This is a genomic window from Aquimarina sp. RZ0 (genome assembly GCF_008370685.1).
Lineage (GTDB): Bacteria > Bacteroidota > Bacteroidia > Flavobacteriales > Flavobacteriaceae > Aquimarina.
On sequence record NZ_VTZU01000010.1, the window covers coordinates 1 to 18488 of the forward strand.

At 31.8% G+C, this 18488-nt stretch carries 14 protein-coding genes; 6 read left to right on the forward strand and 8 right to left on the reverse strand.

What is annotated here, in order from left to right:
* Positions 1-457 precede the first annotated feature (457 nt).
* From F0000_RS05845 to F0000_RS05860, 4 genes are read left to right on the forward strand one after another with little or no spacing between them, the layout of a single operon-like run.
* A complete protein-coding gene (locus tag F0000_RS05845; RefSeq protein WP_149623781.1) occupies positions 458-1201 on the forward strand; it encodes a hypothetical protein in 744 nt (247 codons plus the stop codon).
* A 7-nt stretch (positions 1202-1208) separates the two neighbouring features.
* Positions 1209-3971 (forward strand): carboxypeptidase-like regulatory domain-containing protein, encoded by a 2763-nt coding sequence (locus F0000_RS05850; RefSeq protein WP_149623782.1) that lies wholly within the window; start codon positions 1209-1211, stop codon positions 3969-3971.
* Between the two features lie 24 nt (positions 3972-3995).
* Positions 3996-5171, forward strand: coding sequence for a DUF4249 domain-containing protein (locus tag F0000_RS05855; RefSeq protein WP_149623783.1), 1176 nt, complete (start codon positions 3996-3998; stop codon positions 5169-5171).
* 11 nt (positions 5172-5182) lie between these two features.
* Entirely contained in the window at positions 5183-6934 is a 1752-nt protein-coding gene (locus tag F0000_RS05860) for a hypothetical protein (RefSeq protein ID WP_149623784.1), read from the forward strand.
* Positions 6935-6980: 46 nt separating this feature from the next.
* On the opposite strand, the gene F0000_RS05865 is transcribed toward F0000_RS05860, so the two are convergent.
* Genes F0000_RS05865 through F0000_RS05885 form a run of 5 tightly spaced genes read right to left on the reverse strand, consistent with a single transcriptional unit; the run spans position 6981 to position 10716 of the window.
* On the reverse strand, positions 6981-7859 hold the full coding sequence (locus tag F0000_RS05865) for a sulfate/molybdate ABC transporter ATP-binding protein (RefSeq protein WP_149623785.1): 879 nt from the start codon (positions 7857-7859) through the stop codon (positions 6981-6983).
* Positions 7856-8530 carry a molybdate ABC transporter permease subunit gene (modB, locus tag F0000_RS05870; RefSeq protein ID WP_223148873.1) on the reverse strand — a complete coding sequence of 225 codons (675 nt, stop codon included), beginning with the start codon at positions 8528-8530 and terminating at the stop codon, positions 7856-7858. Before modB ends, F0000_RS05865 begins: the two co-directional genes overlap by 4 nt.
* Positions 8527-8931, reverse strand: a complete 405-nt coding sequence (locus F0000_RS05875; RefSeq protein ID WP_149623786.1) for a molybdopterin-binding protein — start codon at positions 8929-8931, stop codon at positions 8527-8529. The genes modB and F0000_RS05875 overlap by 4 nt, the downstream gene beginning before the upstream one ends.
* Positions 8931-9698: a molybdate ABC transporter substrate-binding protein gene (gene modA / locus F0000_RS05880; RefSeq protein WP_149623787.1), complete on the reverse strand. Its 768-nt coding sequence runs from the start codon at positions 9696-9698 to the stop codon at positions 8931-8933. Before modA ends, F0000_RS05875 begins: the two co-directional genes overlap by 1 nt.
* Before the next feature lie 22 nt (positions 9699-9720).
* The gene (locus tag F0000_RS05885) at positions 9721-10716 is read right to left on the reverse strand and encodes a hypothetical protein (protein ID WP_149623788.1); all 996 of its coding nucleotides are present in this window, start codon (positions 10714-10716) and stop codon (positions 9721-9723) included.
* A 319-nt stretch (positions 10717-11035) separates the two neighbouring features.
* Between F0000_RS05885 and F0000_RS05890 the strand changes: the two genes are divergently transcribed.
* Together F0000_RS05890 and F0000_RS05895 are read left to right on the forward strand one after the other, a co-directional pair.
* Positions 11036-12904, forward strand: a complete 1869-nt coding sequence (locus F0000_RS05890) for a tetratricopeptide repeat protein (protein ID WP_188112025.1) — start codon at positions 11036-11038, stop codon at positions 12902-12904.
* A complete protein-coding gene (locus tag F0000_RS05895; protein ID WP_149623790.1) occupies positions 12882-13535 on the forward strand; it encodes a response regulator transcription factor in 654 nt (217 codons plus the stop codon). The genes F0000_RS05890 and F0000_RS05895 overlap by 23 nt, the downstream gene beginning before the upstream one ends.
* Positions 13536-13686: 151 nt before the next feature.
* Here the strand turns inward: F0000_RS05895 and F0000_RS05900 are convergent, their stop codons facing one another.
* The 3 genes from F0000_RS05900 to F0000_RS05910 all read right to left on the reverse strand — a co-directional run bounded on the left by F0000_RS05900 (position 13687) and on the right by F0000_RS05910 (position 18486).
* The gene (locus F0000_RS05900; RefSeq protein ID WP_149623791.1) at positions 13687-14553 is read right to left on the reverse strand and encodes a hypothetical protein; all 867 of its coding nucleotides are present in this window, start codon (positions 14551-14553) and stop codon (positions 13687-13689) included.
* Positions 14554-14558: 5 nt separating this feature from the next.
* Complete coding sequence (locus tag F0000_RS05905; RefSeq protein ID WP_223148874.1) at positions 14559-16997, reverse strand: M23 family metallopeptidase; 2439 nt, start codon at positions 16995-16997, stop codon at positions 14559-14561.
* 292 nt (positions 16998-17289) lie between these two features.
* Complete coding sequence (locus F0000_RS05910; protein ID WP_149623792.1) at positions 17290-18486, reverse strand: DUF6402 family protein; 1197 nt, start codon at positions 18484-18486, stop codon at positions 17290-17292.
* Between the last annotated feature and the right edge of the window lie 2 nt (positions 18487-18488).

Below are 18488 nucleotides of genomic sequence, written 5' to 3' on the forward strand. Positions count from 1 at the left end.
GTGGGTGAATCGTTAAGAAAAGGAAAATTAAAAAACCAATAATAATAAAATTTAACTATAATTGCAGTATCTCTCAAAGTGGCACCATTTGACCGAAATAGGTGGCACGGTCACTCCGAAATAGCCACAAGTCATCTTCAGAAAAAACAGTTTTATAAAAAAATATAGCATATAAATACTTAAAATACAATTTATGAAATATCCACAAAAATAGTAAAACACCTAGTTTTCAGTCAACATATTAACACCTGAATTAAAATACTGGTTAACCACTGTTAAGGTATTGTTATTAAAAAAAGTAATTATTTAAAAGTTAGTGAAAATATTTACATTTGAGATCAATTGGGGGAAGATTTTTCGTAAAAAAACTTATAACATACAATTATATTAAAACAGATCTAGTTCATATTTCTATTCTTTTATTATTATACAAGAATCTTTCAATTAAATAATATTTATGAAAACAGAACATAATATTGGTTTCACTTTACTTTTCTTTTATATTTCAATTCTTCCCTTATCATATAGCCAAACTTCTCTACAAGAAAACACATATTATAATTCTTTTGATAAAATTATTGACAAGAAGAATACAAGCTTGTTTAACGGAGTACTTTATTTAAATAGATATAGAACGATCAATGAAAACCATCAATTTTTTAAGGGCTCAAAATTTAAAAATGGAGTTGTTTACTATGATAGTCAGGTATTTTTTGATGAACAAATACAATATGATGTATACAGCGATGACGTTTTAATCAAACTAAAGAGAAATTATGCAGAAGTTGTGCTAAAACTTATCAAAGAAAAAGTAGAAGGTTTTATCATAGATGACCATAGGTTCATAAAAATTAATCCTGATAAAGAATTAGAAAAAAGTATAGATGGCTTTCATGAGGTTTTATTAGAAACAGCTACTTTTTCACTATTCAAAAAGTACTTAAAGAATAGAGAAAGGAGAGCTCGAAATAGATTTGTATACTATGATTTTTTAGATAAACACCACTATGTAATCTACTATAACAACTCGTATCAGGTTATCAAAAGCAAAAGTGATCTCTCCAAAATTTTTCCAGAATTCAAAAAAGAGGTTGCTAATTTCTACAACTCCTCCAGAACGATAAAAAAATCAAATCCAGATTTATTTTATCAGTCATTGTTAAAAAAAATAGATCTGCTACTACTAAAAAAAAATAATTAATAACAATATGAAAAAACTCTATATATTATTTTTATTTATTAGTATCTCTTCTATATTCTCACAGGAACAAGCGCTAAAAGTATCTTTGTCATTTGAAAATTCAAGTATTAAAGATGTTTTAGATCAGATAGAGAATATTACAGAGTTTAGCGCCTTTTATGCTGACAACTGGTTTGATAACAGGAAAATAACAGGAAATTATATTGATACAGAGTTAGAGACTATTCTAATCGAAATTTTTAAAGATACTCTTATCAATTTTTTTATTACTGCTGATAAAAAAATTATTTTAACACAAAATAGTATTATTTACAATGAATTGCCTGCAGGCTTTTTTGGGAATTTAGAATCTAAAAAAGAAGATGGTACAATTAATCAGATAACAGAAATTAACCCTGTTTTTTACCAACAACAAAAAGTATCTAATAACACAGAAACTGTAAGAATTGGTAAAGAAAATAAAAACAACTCTCAGAAAACATTTAGGCTAAGTGGATATGCTAAAAATATGAGGACAGGAAGGCCTATTCCAAATATGGCAATAACCATCAAAAATACGGATATAGGCACTCAGACAAATAAAAATGGATTTTACGAGATCCAACTTAAAGCTGGAGAAAATATCTTAGAAACTAGTTCTTTGGGAATCAAAGAGACCAGAAAAAGAGTTATAATTTATAATAATGGACAATTAGATTTCACGCTAGATGAAAGCTTAGAATTATTAGATGAAGTTATCCTTAAAGCTGACATTGACAAAAATGTTAAAGAAACTATTAGTGGAGTAACTAACATTGATGTAGAAGAATCTAAAAACATCCCTTTAGTTTTGGGAGAAAGAGACGCCCTAAAAGTTGCAACAGCACTTCCTGGTATTTCTACAACAGGAGAAGGGTCAGCCGGGTTTAATGTAAGAGGAGGTAAAACAGACCAAAATTTGATTTTACTAGACGATGCCGTGATATATAACCCACAACACTTCTTTGGTATTTTTTCTGCATTAAATCCATTTGCTTTACAAAATATCGATATCTATAAAGGTAATATTCCATCAGAATACGGAGGTAGATTATCGTCTGTATTTGATATACAAACTAAAAATGGAGATAAGGATAAATTTTCCGGAGAAGCTTCTGTAGGTCCAATTACAGGAAATATTGTCTTAGAAACACCAATAGTTAGAGAAAAATCATCACTCCTTATAGGTGGTAGAGGCGCCTATGCTAATTGGCTTATAAGATCATTGGATGAAGAATCATTGCAAGATAGTGAAGCCTCATTTTATGATGTTATTGGTAAATATAATCATCAAATTAATGACAATAACAAAGTAAATGCCACGGCTTATTTTAGCCGAGATGATTTCAGTATCACCTCGGACTCATTATACATATACAGTAACAGGTCTTTATCATTAAAATGGGATCATAAATTTAATGACAAAAATAGAGGTAAACTTATTTTGGCGAACAGCAACTATCAATTTAATATAAAATTTGATGGAGATACGAATGACGACTTTGATTTAGGTTTTGGTGTAGATGAAACTGAGCTTAAACTGAAAATGGATTATCTGCATAGTAAAAAATTCAAATTTGAGTATGGCCTCTCGAGTAAATTATACACCCTGCAACCAGGTAGTATTGAACCTTTGAATAGTGAATCGATTGTAGATCCATTATTTATAGATAAAGAAAGAGGGCTAGAATCTGCCGCTTTTTTTTCAGGGAGATTTGATCTCAACAAGAACATATCTATAGATGCAGGGTTGAGATATTCATTGTATAATGCACTGGGAAAAAGTTCTCAAAAAGTATTTCAGGAAGGGCAACCCAGAAATGAAAGCACGGTCGTAGAAGTATTAGAATTTGACACTAATGAAATTATAGAAACATATAGTAATCCAGAGGTAAGACTGTCTCTAAGGTATCTTTTAGGCACAGATTTTTCTATAAAAGCAAGTTATAATAATACTGCTCAATATATCCATAGATTGTCAAATAATACTACCATATCCCCAATAGACACCTGGAAATTATCTGATCTAAATATTGCTCCCCAAAAAGCAACACAATACGCTCTTGGTTTTTATAAAAACTTAAATGATGACATCTATGAATTAAGTATTGAAAGTTTTTATAAGACCTCAACTAATATATTGGATTTTAAAACAGGAGCAGAAATATTACTTAATGAAAATATAGAAACAGAAGTGTTGCAAGGAGACGGTATGGCTTATGGTGTTGAACTCCTTTTAAAGAAAAATAAGGGACGGCTTAATGGGTGGCTTGGATATACATATTCTCGTTCTTTTCTCAAGCTAGATGGTGATTTTAATGAAGAGCGCGTTAACAATGGCGATTTTTTTCCTACTAATTTTGATAAACCACACGATTTTAGTATGGTTGCTAATTATAAATTTACCAAACGTTTTAGCTTATCTGCAAATTTTGTATATCAAACAGGAAGACCCGTTACTTTTCCTGTAGGGAGATTTAATTTTGGCGGATCAGAATTTGTTGTATTTAGTGATCGTAATAAATTTAGAATTCCGGATTTTTATCGACTTGATCTTGGTTTTAATATAGAAGGAAATCATAAAATCAAGAAGTTTGCACATAGTTTCTGGACTATTTCGATCTATAATGTATTAGGGAGAAATAATCCTTTTTCTGTATTTTTTGTAACAGAAAATGGAGAAATAAAAGCATTAAAAAGCTCTATTTTTTCCATACCAATTCCTTCTGTAACATATAATTTTAAATTTTAGTAAATAATAAAAATAAAATATGCTATGAAAATAAAAAGTATGCTACTTTTTTCTGCAATGAGCTTTATTGCCATAATGACTCATAGCTGTGTTGAACCTTTTGAGATAGAAACAGAAACCTTTGAGAGTATTTTAATAGTCGAAGGGGTGATTACAGATGAATTCAAGCAACAAGAAGTCTTAGTTTCCAAAACTTTTCGTATCGAAGAATCTACAATCAATGGAGAAAGCGATGCAGAAGTAAAAGTTGTAGATGATCAGCAAAATGAATACACTTTTCAGGAGACTGATCCTGGAAAGTATGTTTCTATTTTACCTTTTAGTGCAGAATCGGGTCGCAGTTATCAATTATTCATAAAGACTCGTGATGGTAATTCATATACTTCTGAATCTGGTACACTTCCTCAAAAAGCAATTATTGATAATGTCTATGCAGAGCGCATTATAAATGACAAAGGAGTAGACGGAATCTCTATATTTACAGATAGCTCCAGCCCTGAAGATGGCATATTATATTATAGGTATGAATATGAAGAAACATATCAAATAATTCCTCCTTTCTGGTCTGGTCTTGATTTAAATATCGTATCCGAAGATCCTCCAGAGGTTTCAGTTGTACCAAGAATACGAGAAGAACGGGTTTGTTATAAGACTGATTTGTCAAATGCTATTATTTTATCAAACACAGATAATCTTAGCGAAAACAGTATAATTAGATTCCCAGTTCGATTTATTGAGAAAGACAATCCTATTTTAAGAAGTCGGTATAGTATCCTGGTTAGGCAAATGACGCAATCGCGAGATGCACAAATTTTTTATGAAACACTTCGCGAATTTTCTGACCCAGAGAGCTTATTTTCACAGACGCAGCCGGGTTTTATATCTGGAAATATTTCTTCTACTGATAATCCCGAAGAAAAAATATTAGGCTATTTTGGTATTTCTTCTGTAGCCTCAAAAAGAGTATTCTTTAATTTTAGAGATTTATTCTCTAACGAAACCAGACCTCCTTTTTTTGTTAGCTGTAATCTTGTTGAGGTAGAGTTCTCTGACATAACTGCAATAATAGGCTTTATAAAAGCAAAATTAAAATTAGTAGCAGTAGACAACATAAATAGTTTATACATTATAGTCCCTCAAATTTGTGGGGATTGTAATGTATTGGGCAGTAATATTGTTCCTGATTTCTGGGAAGATTAAACATAAAATATATGATAAGAAATATTTTAATACACATCATCATTCTTAGTGTATTTCGGCTAGGAATCAGCCAACAATATGTAGTAAACCAGGAAGCTATAGAGATGCCAAAAGAAGATGTATATATTCATCACAACACTTCTTTACTATTTGCCGGAGAGTATATGTACTATACGTTTTACTGTACCAACTCTCAAACAAAAAATCTTAGTACCCTTAGTAAAATTGGATATATAGAACTGGTAAGTGAAGATAAAAAAATAGTGCTAAAGCAAAAAGTAAAATTAGAGCAGGGAGTAGGTCAAGGAGATTTTTTCCTTCCGATAGCAATAGAATCAGGAAATTACAAATTAATAGGATATACACAATGGATGAGAAATGGTGCCATTTCTTCTCTTTTTCAAAGCGATATCAGCATTATAAACCCATATCGCGGAAATCAAAAAAGAATTTTAAGTGATTCGGGTAAAACTGCTGTTAATAACCCTATAAAAATCAGTAATCCAACACATACGAATTCAAATACAATTTCTTTTGTTACTAATAAAAAAGATTACAAGAAACGAGAAAAAGTAGCGGTGCATATTAAAGGAGATGTTGATCTCTACAAACAAGGTCATTATTCAATTTCGGTTCGTAAGATTGATACTATCAACATCCCGGCTAGGTATTCGAGTAAGACTTATAACAGACTAAAATTAAACAAAACTAGTGATAAGAAATTAAAATCATCGGTTAACCATATCTTAATCCCAGAATTAAGAGGTGAGCTAATTTGTGGTGAGATTAGATCTACAATAGCTACTACCGCAATACATGATAAAAAAGTAGGAATCTCCATACCAGGACGAGAATATGAAATAAAGATCGTTTCTACAGACACTGACGGAAGTTTTTGTTTTACCCTTGATAAACAGTATCTAGGAGATACTGTCTTTATACAACTTATAGGTAATCCAGAAAAATATGATATTAGTTTAAAGGAAAAACAACCTATTAATTATGATGATCTGATGTTTCATAAATTTAGGATTACTCCAGCCATGAAAAAAATGATCTTAGATAGAAGTTTTTATAATCAGGTACAGAATGCATACTTCAGTCTGAAACCAGACACCTTAGTTACTCTTAAAAAAATTAAACCTTTTTATGGTGACCAAGTAACAGTTTTTAAACTAGATGATTACACGAGATTCCCAACAATTAAAGAAACTCTGGTAGAGGTTATTAATAATGCCTGGATTAAAAAACTTTCTGATGAAAATTCTATTTTTCAAGTGCGCTATAAATACCCTCCGTATAATGGTCCGGATCATCTGCCATTAGTCATCGTAGATGGTATAATTATACAAGATCATACTAAAATAATAGAATATGATGCGAGGAAAGTAAAAAAAATAACCCTCTCCAGAGATAAACACTTTCTTGGAGAACAAATTTTTGAAGGAATTTTAGATTTTGAAACAATAGATGGTGATTTTTATAAAACTTTGGATATCGATTATATAAAGAAATTTCAATTATCCAAGACACTCCCAAAAAAGAAATATTACAATCAGTATCATGGTCTCAATTCTAAAACAGATAAGACTCCAGATTTCAGACTTCAATTATTATGGGAACCTGATTTTAAAATAAATACTATTGAACCATCATTTGATTTTTTTACTTCAGATAATACAGGAACGTATGAAATTGTTATGGAAGGATATTCTAATACAGGACAACCTGTTTCACTAAGAGAACTAATTACTGTAAATTAAAATGATCCGCTAAATTAATAACTCTTTTATCTCATTTTTAACTACATTATCCTTCTACTTTCAGGAGTATGGGATTAAATGCTTTGGAAGCTACAATAACGGTGTCTCCAGTTTTTAAATCTAAGATTTCAGATTCCTGTGCAATTACTTTCACCACATTCTGACCGATAAGAATGGTTACTACATACACTACATCTTCTTTTTTAATTGTGATGATTTCTCCTGTAAACTGAAACTTGCCACTCACCTGATTATTCGTAAATATCGATATTGGATCTCCTTGTTTTACTATTTTACCGCCTTCCAGGCAATAGACTTTATCAGACATTTTTATGATCTCACTAATATCATGACTTACTAAAATGGTTGTCAGTTCATATTGATGATGTACTTTTATGATATAATCTTGTAGCTTGCTGCGCATATTGACATCTAGTGCAGAAAGTGGTTCATCCAATAATAGTAGTTCAGGTTTACGGACTAATGCTCTTGCCAGGGCTACTCGTTGTTGCTGACCTCCTGATAGCATTTCTGGTTTTCTATCTTGTAGCATTTCTAATTCTACAATATTGATTAACTCTTCAATAATACTTCTGTCTTGCCCTTTTTCTAACGCAAATTCCAGATTTTTTCTTACTGTCATATTTGGAAACAAAGCATAGTCCTGAAAAACATACCCTACTTTACGCTGCTGAGGACTGCGATGAACTTTTTCGTTAGTGTTTAACCATGTTTTATCATGAACTGAAATCCGTCCTTTATCTACATGCATTAGTCCTGCCAGCATTCTTAGTATAGATGTTTTTCCTGAGCCCGATACTCCATAGAGTGTTACTAACTGGCCTTTTTCAATATCTAATTGGATACTTAGCAGCATGCTTCCGTGTGCTGTATACAGGATTTTATGAATATCAATTGCTATCATTTCCAAAACTTTTTTAGATATCCACCATTTATCACATACACTGCTAAAAGCACTACAAATGTAATTCCGAACAAAATCAATGAATAGGTATTTGCATGACTATAATTGAGTGCTTCTACCTCATCATAAATGGCAATAGAAACTACTTTTGTTTTTTCAGGTATATTACCTCCTATCATCAAAACCACACCAAATTCTCCTACGGTATGGGCAAAAGCTAGTACAATTCCGGTAAGTAATGAAGGTTTTATATTTGGGAGTAAAACATTAAAAAGAGTTTCTACTTTTGATTTACCCAGTACATAGGAAGCTTCATAAAGTGATTTTGGAACACCAGACAAGCCTGATTGAATGGGATTCACCATAAAAGGCAAACTGTAGATAATTGACCCTATCACTAATCCTGAAAATGAAAATATAAGCCGTATCCCAAAATATTCCTGTAACCAACCTCCAAAAGCATTACCCGGACTAAAAGCCATTAATAAATAAAAACCTAAAACTGTTGGAGGCAATACGAGCGGCATACTTACCAAAGTCTCTATTACAGGTTTAATTTTTGATTTTGAAGTTGCTAACCAATATGCCAATGGAATTGAGATAATCAATAGTATAATAGTTGTTACCAAAGCTAATTTTGCTGTTAATATGATCGGGTTCCAATCTATCATTCTGCTATCATAATTTCATTACTTTTAATCATCACAACTACTTTTTGATGTAATTTCAGAATAAGACTTTCTAACGCCTCTGTAGAAATTACAGAAACGACAGCACCAATACTTGTTTCAATACTTACCTTGCTCACTATTATTCCTTTTTCAATACTATAGATAGTACCGCCTAAAATATTTTGTATACTAGTTTGAAAAGAAATTTCATTTTTTGCGATCATAACCTCTGTTTCCTTAAATAATATACGGATCGCGTTTCCTTTTTTAAGATACCCGACTGTTTCTGGGGTTTCTACCACGATTGTCTTTAGCGTAACATTTTCATTGATTGCTATAGCAATCAATGATAAACTACCGCTTACTTGTATATGAGAGATATGTCCGGAGAAGATATTCATTATTCTGACACTAAATATCCGAAATCTTTAAGTATTTCTTTAGCTTCTAATGAGAAAAGAAAATCATAAAATTGTTGTATCACTTTAAGGTCATTTTGCGTTCCTTTGATCATTACGACTCCCTGATTAATAGGGGCGTGTACATTTGTATCTATCTCGATCCATATCCCTTTATCTTTCATTCCGGATGATAACACTACTGATTTAGCAGTAAAACCAATTTGGGCAGACTTAGAACTAATAAATTGATTGGTTTGGGATATACTTTCTCCATACACTAATTTATCGTGGATGGTATCATATAATTTGTAATGTTTTAAAACCTCAACTGCTGCTTCTCCATAGGGTGCTGTTTTAGGATTTGCAACTGCAATATGCCGTATTTCATGGTTTCTAAGTATTTTGACTGTTGGTTGTATGTTTTCGTACAATGTCCATAGCACCAATTGCCCATATCCATATACCTCGGGCGGATGTACAGATAAATTATTCTTATATATATCATTAGGGTATTTCATATTAGCAGCAACAAAAATATCATAAGGTGCTCCTTCTTTTATCTGTGCAGTTAATTTACCAGACGAACTAATTACTAATTTGCAGTGTATTCCAGTCTGTTCTGTAAATATTTTAGAAATTTCCTCTATGGCATATTGCATATTGGCTGCAGTGGCGATCACAACAGTTTTATGTTTTTTCTCTTTACACGCAAAACATAGTATTGCAAAACTAATTATTAACCAGTGAATAGGTCTACGACACTTCATGCATTCAAGTTTTCTTTACTAATCATTTAGTAAGGTAATGTGTTTCCAGTTTTTTAAAAATATCGGTCATCCTAAATATTTCTTTTTTTCCATTTATAGTATACGTGATTGATTCTTCATTAATCATTAATGAATCGATATCATCTTTTTCCATCATATCATAATTTACTAACTTCAATCTTCCTGCAATACCCGTTTCAATATTAATAACATATAGATTATGCGTTATATCGGGCATTAAACGTTGTTCTAGTATTATATACGTACTTATTAGTTTTATATGCTTAATAGATTCCCATCTTAATTTCTGTGGCGCTCCAGTTAAATCTACATCACTTATAAAAATCCATTTATGGCTGTCTTCTTTTTTAGCAATCACTCCATGAGAAGTTTTATAAATTTCATATAGATCATTTGTTGCAACCAACTGCAAGCTATCGTTAGCTATACTTCTATAATGATTATGCGCATAATAAATCAATACTCCCTTAGCTGTTTTCTTAAGACTATTAGTACTATTATTTAAAGCGGTAAGTGTATCTCCCGTAATCGTTATATAATAGACATCAGGCAGTGTTATTTTATTAGTATTCCATTGTATTTTTGGATGTATGATAAGATCAAAAAAAGAGTCTTTTTTTAGGGTTTTATGAGAATGCATTCCCTGTAATATCCAATCCAATGATGGATCAGGAAAAGGTTTCTCTACAGGAAGTAATTCTTTTTTCATTACTTCCAGGAAAGAAATATTTTCTTTTTTGTTTAAAGACTCCGGAAACACTATAGTACTCTTTATTGCACAATAACAGCCATATGAATCCATTTTGAAAACTTCATTACTTCTCCCATTAGTCAACGTAACAAACTTACCTCCAAACGAACTGCCACCATCATAATATGAGCGAATAGTATCCTCAATTCCATCTGTATTCACATCCCTGATAGTAACCGAAAGATCACGCTGTCCAACTACCTGAAAATAAATACAACATATTAGCACCAAAGGGATGTTCTTCATTCTTTATCGGTTTGTGTATGTTTGTAAAAATAGAAAAAAGACTTTTCTTTAGTACTCATTGATATTTAAGATTCTCAAAATTCCCTCATTGATATACATAGTTCACATTTACAAGCAAGTAGGAATGCTTCTTTATAGTGGATTCGTATAAACTGAGACAGAAACTTAAGAATATTTTAACTTCAATTTCACAAATATTATTGATTTTATATAACATACTATTCTTACCATAATCCGTACTTTAGCCTTGAACGACCAATTTAGTGTATTTACAATGTATATATCCTACCTCAAAAGAACATATATTTTATTTATCTATTTGAGTATTTCTCTTTGCATCGGGCAAGAAGTAAGTATCCGGATGAACAATGCTATTGACTCTATGACCAGCAACCCGGATTATACCTACAAAATTTTAACATCAATTGCCAACAACAACAAAAATCCTGATTCTATTATAGCAAGAGCTCGACTTAATCTGGGAAATTATTTTAATACTATTGGTGTAGTTGATTCTTCTATGTACTATACCAGAGCTGCATTAATTCATCTAAGAAGTAAAAGGCATATGGCAAAAGCATATCGTACGCTTGGATCTTGTTTTAGAAGAAGTGGTCAGATGGACAATGCGATTGAAATATTATATAAAGGGCTCAAAATTTCTGAAGAAATTGGGTATAAAGAGATGATTTCTATTATAAAATCAGATTTGGGAATCTTATATATAAACAAAAAAGAATATGACAAAGCGATACAATTTTTGCAGGAAAGCATTGAAAGCGCAGAAAACCAACAAGCAGTTTATGGCAATTATTCTAATATAGGAACTTTATATTTTTTTAAAGGAGATCTGGATAATGCAGAAAAGTATTTTATAAAGGCACTGGAACTTGTACCAGACGAAAAAGATCCTAAAACTTCTGCAACACTAACCTTGAACATAGGATCTATTTTATTCGAAAAGAAAGAATACAAAAAAGCAGGTCTATATTTTGATAAAAGCAAAGAGATTGCTGATCGTTACGGTTTTAAAGACAAGAGCCTGACAGCAATTACGAATAAGGCAGAAGTAATAGATAAATTTGGAGATACTCAAAAGGCTATCGCAATGCTTAGCGCTAGTTTAGTTCTTGCCAAAGAAATATCTAATCTTAAAATACAAAAAGATATTTATGAAAACCTGACAAATTATTATACCAAAATTAATAAGCATCAATCTGCAAATAAGGCCTTGACTCAATTTCATATATTAAAAGACTCAATGACAAATGCTCGACAAAAAAAAGAGGTTACAGAACTAGAAGTCAAGTATGAAACGGCTCAAAAAGAGAAAGAAATTTTACTATTAAAAGAAGATCAACTAGTCAAAGAAAATGAAATTAAAAGACAACATTTACTAAAAAAATCATTTGTGATTGGTTTTATTAGTATCCTCATTCCTATTATTGGATTATTATTGGTGTACTACCAAAAACTACAGGTAAAAATCAAATACAATGCTCAGAAAGAAGAAATGGATAACCAAAAATTCACTTCTTTCCTTAAAGAGCAGGAATTAAAGCTCGCCAATATGTATGTAATTGCTCAAAATGAAGAACGTAGCAGAATCGCCAGAGAATTGCACGACAGTATCGGAGGTAATCTTGCTGCCGTAAGATTACAGCTGCTTTCTCAAAAAGATAAAAAACAGGATACGATCATCGAGCAATTGAATGATACCTACGAGCAAGTACGGGAGATATCGCACGACCTCATCCCAAAAAAAATCAGCCAGACCGCATTTACCAGTTATATAAATGATTATCTCAAAACATTAGAAAAATCAACAGAACCCGATATTACATTTATTCCTCATCCCATAGAAGACATAAACACTATTAACGATCATCAGAAAGTTGAAATTTTTAAGATCATACAAGAATTAATGACTAATACCCTAAAACATGCAAAAGCCAAAGTTATTGAAATATGCCTAAATGTTTATAATGACAGTATCGAAATTCTCTTTGAAGATGATGGCATTGGTTTTGACAAAAAGAAAGAAAACAGCGGTATTGGATTACAAAACATACAAAAACGACTTGCACTACTCGAAGCCAATATGGATATTGATTCTGCTATTAACAGAGGAACAGCCATACGAATTAAAATACCTATGACACCTAATGACAAAGCAAGCCAAATATAAAATAGTTGTGGCAGATGACCATAAAATGTTTCTTGATGGTTTATTGAGTATCATATCCCACGAATCTGATTATGAGATTGAATATACCGCTAACAATGGATTAGATCTAAAAAAGTACCTAGATATAAACCAGAATGATAATATTGATCTGGCCATACTAGATATTAATATGCCCGAAATGGACGGTATAGAACTCAATTTATATATCAAAAAAAAACATCCTACTATAAAAACACTTATTGTGAGTATGTTGTCCGAACCTCAGAAAATTTTTGAACTTACCAGAGATGGCGTAAACGGATATATCCCAAAAAATGCCAGAAAAGAAGAACTTTTATTAGCAATCAAAACTATTTATAGCGGAGATAATTACTTTTCTGAAAGCATCAAAGAAGCCTACACCAAAAGTGTATTTAATCAACCTGCAAGCACTACCATATCACTCACAAAAAGAGAAAAAGAAATCTTACAGCTAATTGCCAAAGAGTATACAACACAAGAGATTGCTGACGCACTATTTTTAAGCAAATACACCATAGAAGGCTATCGCACCAGCTTGATTTCTAAACTCAATGTAAAAAATGTGGTGGGTCTGGCTAAATATGCTATTAAATTAGGGTTGGTGGAGTAGAAAAAGTGTAAAATAAAACCGTTGATTCGAGGCTGATTACATGATATTTAGGGAAGATATACAGTACCCAACTCATCTATTATGGAATTACTTGATATATGATGTTACATCCCTACTAACTCAGAACTGATCATTTTCTGATTTTGGTTATTTATCCATCAAAATCCCCACAGTCATATGATTTGAACTTATCAGGTTGTGATGTAAATACCTTTTTTAAATTGTTTCCTATATATTCTGTAGGAAGTTCACCTTCTATTTCTAATTCATATATTGGGAGATCTTTAATTTTAGTGAAAGTAAAATTTAAAGAAAGAGTTGTGGTTACAGTTATTTTTCTAGCACTACTTTCAGTGGTAACAATTTTATATTTATATGAATGCTCTAAATTATGTGGAATTTTACCAGTATCACAATAGTTAAATGCAATAATCTCCATTCGTTTTTTATCTATATAGAATGAAGGTGCATCACAATAACATGTAGTTGAAAAATCTAATCCATATTTTTGATATGGATTACTAATAGTATCACTAATAATAGATAAACCTACTAGTTTTGAACCTATTATCTCTTCAAAACTAGCTGTATTTTTCGAAATTACTTCAGAATAATTTATCTCTTTGCTTTTGATTAAATCACTATAATTTTTCTTAATTTCTAGATATATATTATCTTCTTTATTGAGAGATTCATAATTACCATCTATCTCATTTTGAATTGATTTTATTTTAGAGTTTTCTACATTTATTGTAATTTGTTGTTCTGAAGATTCATGTTGCTTATCATTCATATAGGATATAACTTCAAAGAATATATTTACCTTAGATTTACTTTTTACAATATTCTTTTCTATATATGTTACCGCACATCCCGAACCACAACTTATAACAAATGATTTTTTATCAGAAGATATATTCTCATAATGATCAGCTTCTTTTACTTGATTAATAGTATTCTTACAACCCAGAAATGCAAAGTTTAAAACGAGTAAAAAAAATAAAAACTTTTTATTCATAATTTTTAATTATTGATATTTGCTTTTGATTCAATTAATAAAGCTTTGATTTCGTCTGGACTAATATGAGCTCTGTTACCTCCAATACCAGCATAGTATGATTGTCCATTTGTAGATATACCTTCTTTTAATCGCCTTCCTACTTCTACTCCAATAGCGGCCCATTCTTGAGCGCATGCATACATTGCGTCTTCAACAGAACCATCACTTTCTAAAAAGTTAATTATTGGTTTTCTATTTGGTTTTACATCAATTAAATATTCATTAAACAATCTATCTTGCATAGCTTCATCGTATTTCTCGTTTACATTTAGCCCTAACATTCTAACACCTTCAATTAATGTTTCTGGTACAATCTGATAACGTCCAGTCGCAAATAATATCGAAGTATCACTTTGTAAAGCCATTACCTCGGCTATTGTCATATCAACAATTATAAATCCTCTAACCATTGGATAATCGTTTTTACCTCTTCTTCTATTGCAAAGGTTATAATTATTTTGAGATTCTTTTAATGCGATTCTATTACCAAAAGGACTATGCGCCCAGTCGTTAAAAGCTGTTCCTTCTTCAAAAGTATTCCTATACCCTTCTTTTAAAATTGTTAAAGGGTCTATTAAATCTGTCCTTCTTTGAAATTTCCCTCCACCTGCTAACGGTATGGTAAGGTCATAACCTTGCTCTCCTGAATATAGTTCAAAATGTAGCATAAATCTAGTAATACTTGTTAGATCTCCTGTTTTTCCTAAAACCTGACTCTGTACAACACTGTCACCTGTTTTGTAATTATTATTTACATCAGGATCTAATTCTCCATATCTAACAATAAATTTTCTGCCATCAGGTATTTCATGCAGTATGGTAATTTGCCAAGTGCCTTCATAAAAATACGCTACCCTTAAAACTTCGCCTACTGCTATAGCAACCACATTTTCAAAAGGATCGGTCTCTAAATCTCTAGCAGCGTGTTGTCGAGTATCACTTCTTCTTACATCATAGTTTGTTTGATTTTTCCTATCGGCAGCCCAATAGTGTCTTTTGTTAGGTCCTTCAATATCGTTAAGAGGTTTCACTAATAAAGGAAATATAATGTCCTTATTTTTCCCAATCCTAAAATATGCCTTATCATCTTTATTTAAAAACTTACCATGATGACATTGTTCATCACCATTTGCAGAAGCTTTTAACCATAAAAATTCTGTTTTAGGAGTAGACACCAAATCTTCTGGTCTTGCTTTTGGTCTTATACTTGTTAATGGAGCTGTCGGTCCAGGAGTATCAGGAAATGATAATGGAACTGAAGGGTTAACTAGAAGATCATTGTTTATTATATTTCGATTTTCTAAACCAAAAGTGAGTTGAGTCTCTGGAGAATCTTGGCTGTTTTGGTTTCTTGATCCAGTGTCTCCTTTTTCGATTTCTTCTACACTTTCGTATTCTGTTTCTTCATCTTCTTCCTTTGGTTTTTTACCAGCTAAAATATCTTGCCATTTTTGTAAATCTTCATCTGATTTTGGGCGTAATCGTATCTTTATTTTAGCGATTCCATCTTCGACGTTTGCTTTTAGTTCTGTACTTTCATTTCCTTTAGCCTGTCCTTCCTGTTCTTCTTCATTCTCCGTTTCCTCTGTAATTTCTAAAACTGGTAATGGAGCATCAACTCCTACTAATAATTCTTCTTTTTCCTGAATGGTTATGGTGACTTCTTTTTCGTCTAGATTGGTGGTTTTGGCTATAACAAAAACCTCACCTCCTAATGGAGCGCTTGGTATTTTGTTATAATCTTCTTCCATTTCGTATACATGAAATGTAATAGGGGACCCTTTTATATCTACATCATCGTCGTGATCTCCATCCTCATTGCCATCTGTTCCTCCAGAGTATGAATCGTACTGCAAAGCGGCTTCAATAATACTTTTTTTAGCAAAAACATGTCTTGGGTTTAGTTCTTTTGATACGATTTCTAAAATATCCTGCGCAACCTTCTCTTTTTTTTCCTTTGTACCTGTGTCTTGACTATTTTTGAAGTAATATGTATATGGACTTTCTTTAGCTATTTTATTTCCTCTAGGTTCATACTTCTTTTCAGCAAAATAGACTTCATTGATACCATCTTCTTTAGCATCGTTTGCAGGTGTCGCAGGTGAATCTAAATCAGCTTGATCAGGAACCACTTCACCAGAAGCATTTTCATCTACACCTTCTACAGGAATGAGATCTTCAGTAGTACTTTGCGTATCTGTTGGTGATTCAGTAGCATTCGTATCTAAATCATTTGGTCTTGCCTGTGGTCGAATGTCATCTGTAGACCCTTCATTTGGATGAGAAACAGGTTCCAGATCGGGTACAGAGTCCGTTGGATTAGAGACACTCGTATTAGTAAGTAATCCAATACTCACTGCTGTCACTGCGACGACTGCTACTACTATTAAAATTAATCCCATGGTTTATTGTTTTTATTTTTTACGTATAACAATCAAACGAATTATTGGTAAGATCAATAAAATTAAATTTTGTAAAATAAACTTTGTCATTCTCTAATTGCCAATCTACCTTAAAATCTGTCAGAACAAATTCGCGTACATTAAATAACCCTCATTGTAGGAGAATCTTTCTATTTTCATCTTTATCCTTATGCATTTTTGCCTTCCTATAGGCTGGTTTACTACTCAATGAAAATGGTGTCTTATAGTTTTTTGTTATTTATAACTCTTGCTTTAGACACTGTTTTAATTTTCATAATTGAAATTCTATATCAACAGATTCAGTATGTATCGTAGAATATAAGAAATAGTTATACCCCATATTATGAGCATCTCTATAGTCCCTATAGGTTTTATTAACTACTCGATAGTATTGATTTCTAACAACAGCAGTTCGCTTAGCCTCTATAGTATTAGGATCTACAATCTTCCAGAATCCTAAAGGTTGGGAAGCTTCAGTGGCATCTTTATCAATAAAATCCCATTTATCTTTTATATAAAAACCCAATTGTTTTACGTGAACAGTTATAGAATTTCCTGATGTAAAGAGTTCTCCTGTAGCCAGTACGTGGTAGTTAAAATTGGCTAATGAAGCTATAAAATCATCTAATCCATCTGTCAAATAATGAAATCCTATATCCGTAACAACTCCAACACCTTCGCCTCCAAAAGGCTTGCTAATACTATAATATTTCTCGAAATCAGGCATCAACTGATTATTATATGTTACAATATTTTTACCCATCACTCCAAAACTCACAGTAGAGTTGTTAGAAGTGGGTAATGTAACCAGACCATTGACTACCATCTTTCTAATTTCTTTTCTTACATTATCTTTGGTAGCATTATCTGTCCAGGCATTAAGCTTATTTTGTACACGAGTATTGAGGTCTGTGAACTCCTTTTGCGCTTGTTCCGATTCCTTCATAATCCAATCCCAAGATAGTATATCAATCTTAGGATCTACATCTTTCACATCTACATTATTACCTTCTGTAAACCATATTCTTTGAAGCTTTTCTCCATTGGTATGCCCAAGGATATTTAATAGTCTAGGCATATATCTTATAAAATGTACTTCTAAGATATCGGCTACTTCATTTTCTTCTCCATTAATCACCACAAAAAAGGAAAATTCTAATATCGTAGGGAGCGTTTTATATACAGACGGATCACTACCTGATTGTGCCTGACGTCCTTGACCTGATGTATCGTTTCCTTTAAAAAAGGCTCGTTTAGCCGCTTCATTATAAAAGGCATAATCGATTATAATATACCAGTTATTTACTCCTTCTACTAAGGGATATTCTCTCGAAGTGAATACGTGTTTCTTTTCTCCTCCATTTGTTTTATCAGTGGCATATACATTCATCGTATAACTTTCTGCTGTGATACCTTCTTCTGGTGTAAACTCTATAGTAGCTCTATCATTTTCGAATTCTAATATCATAA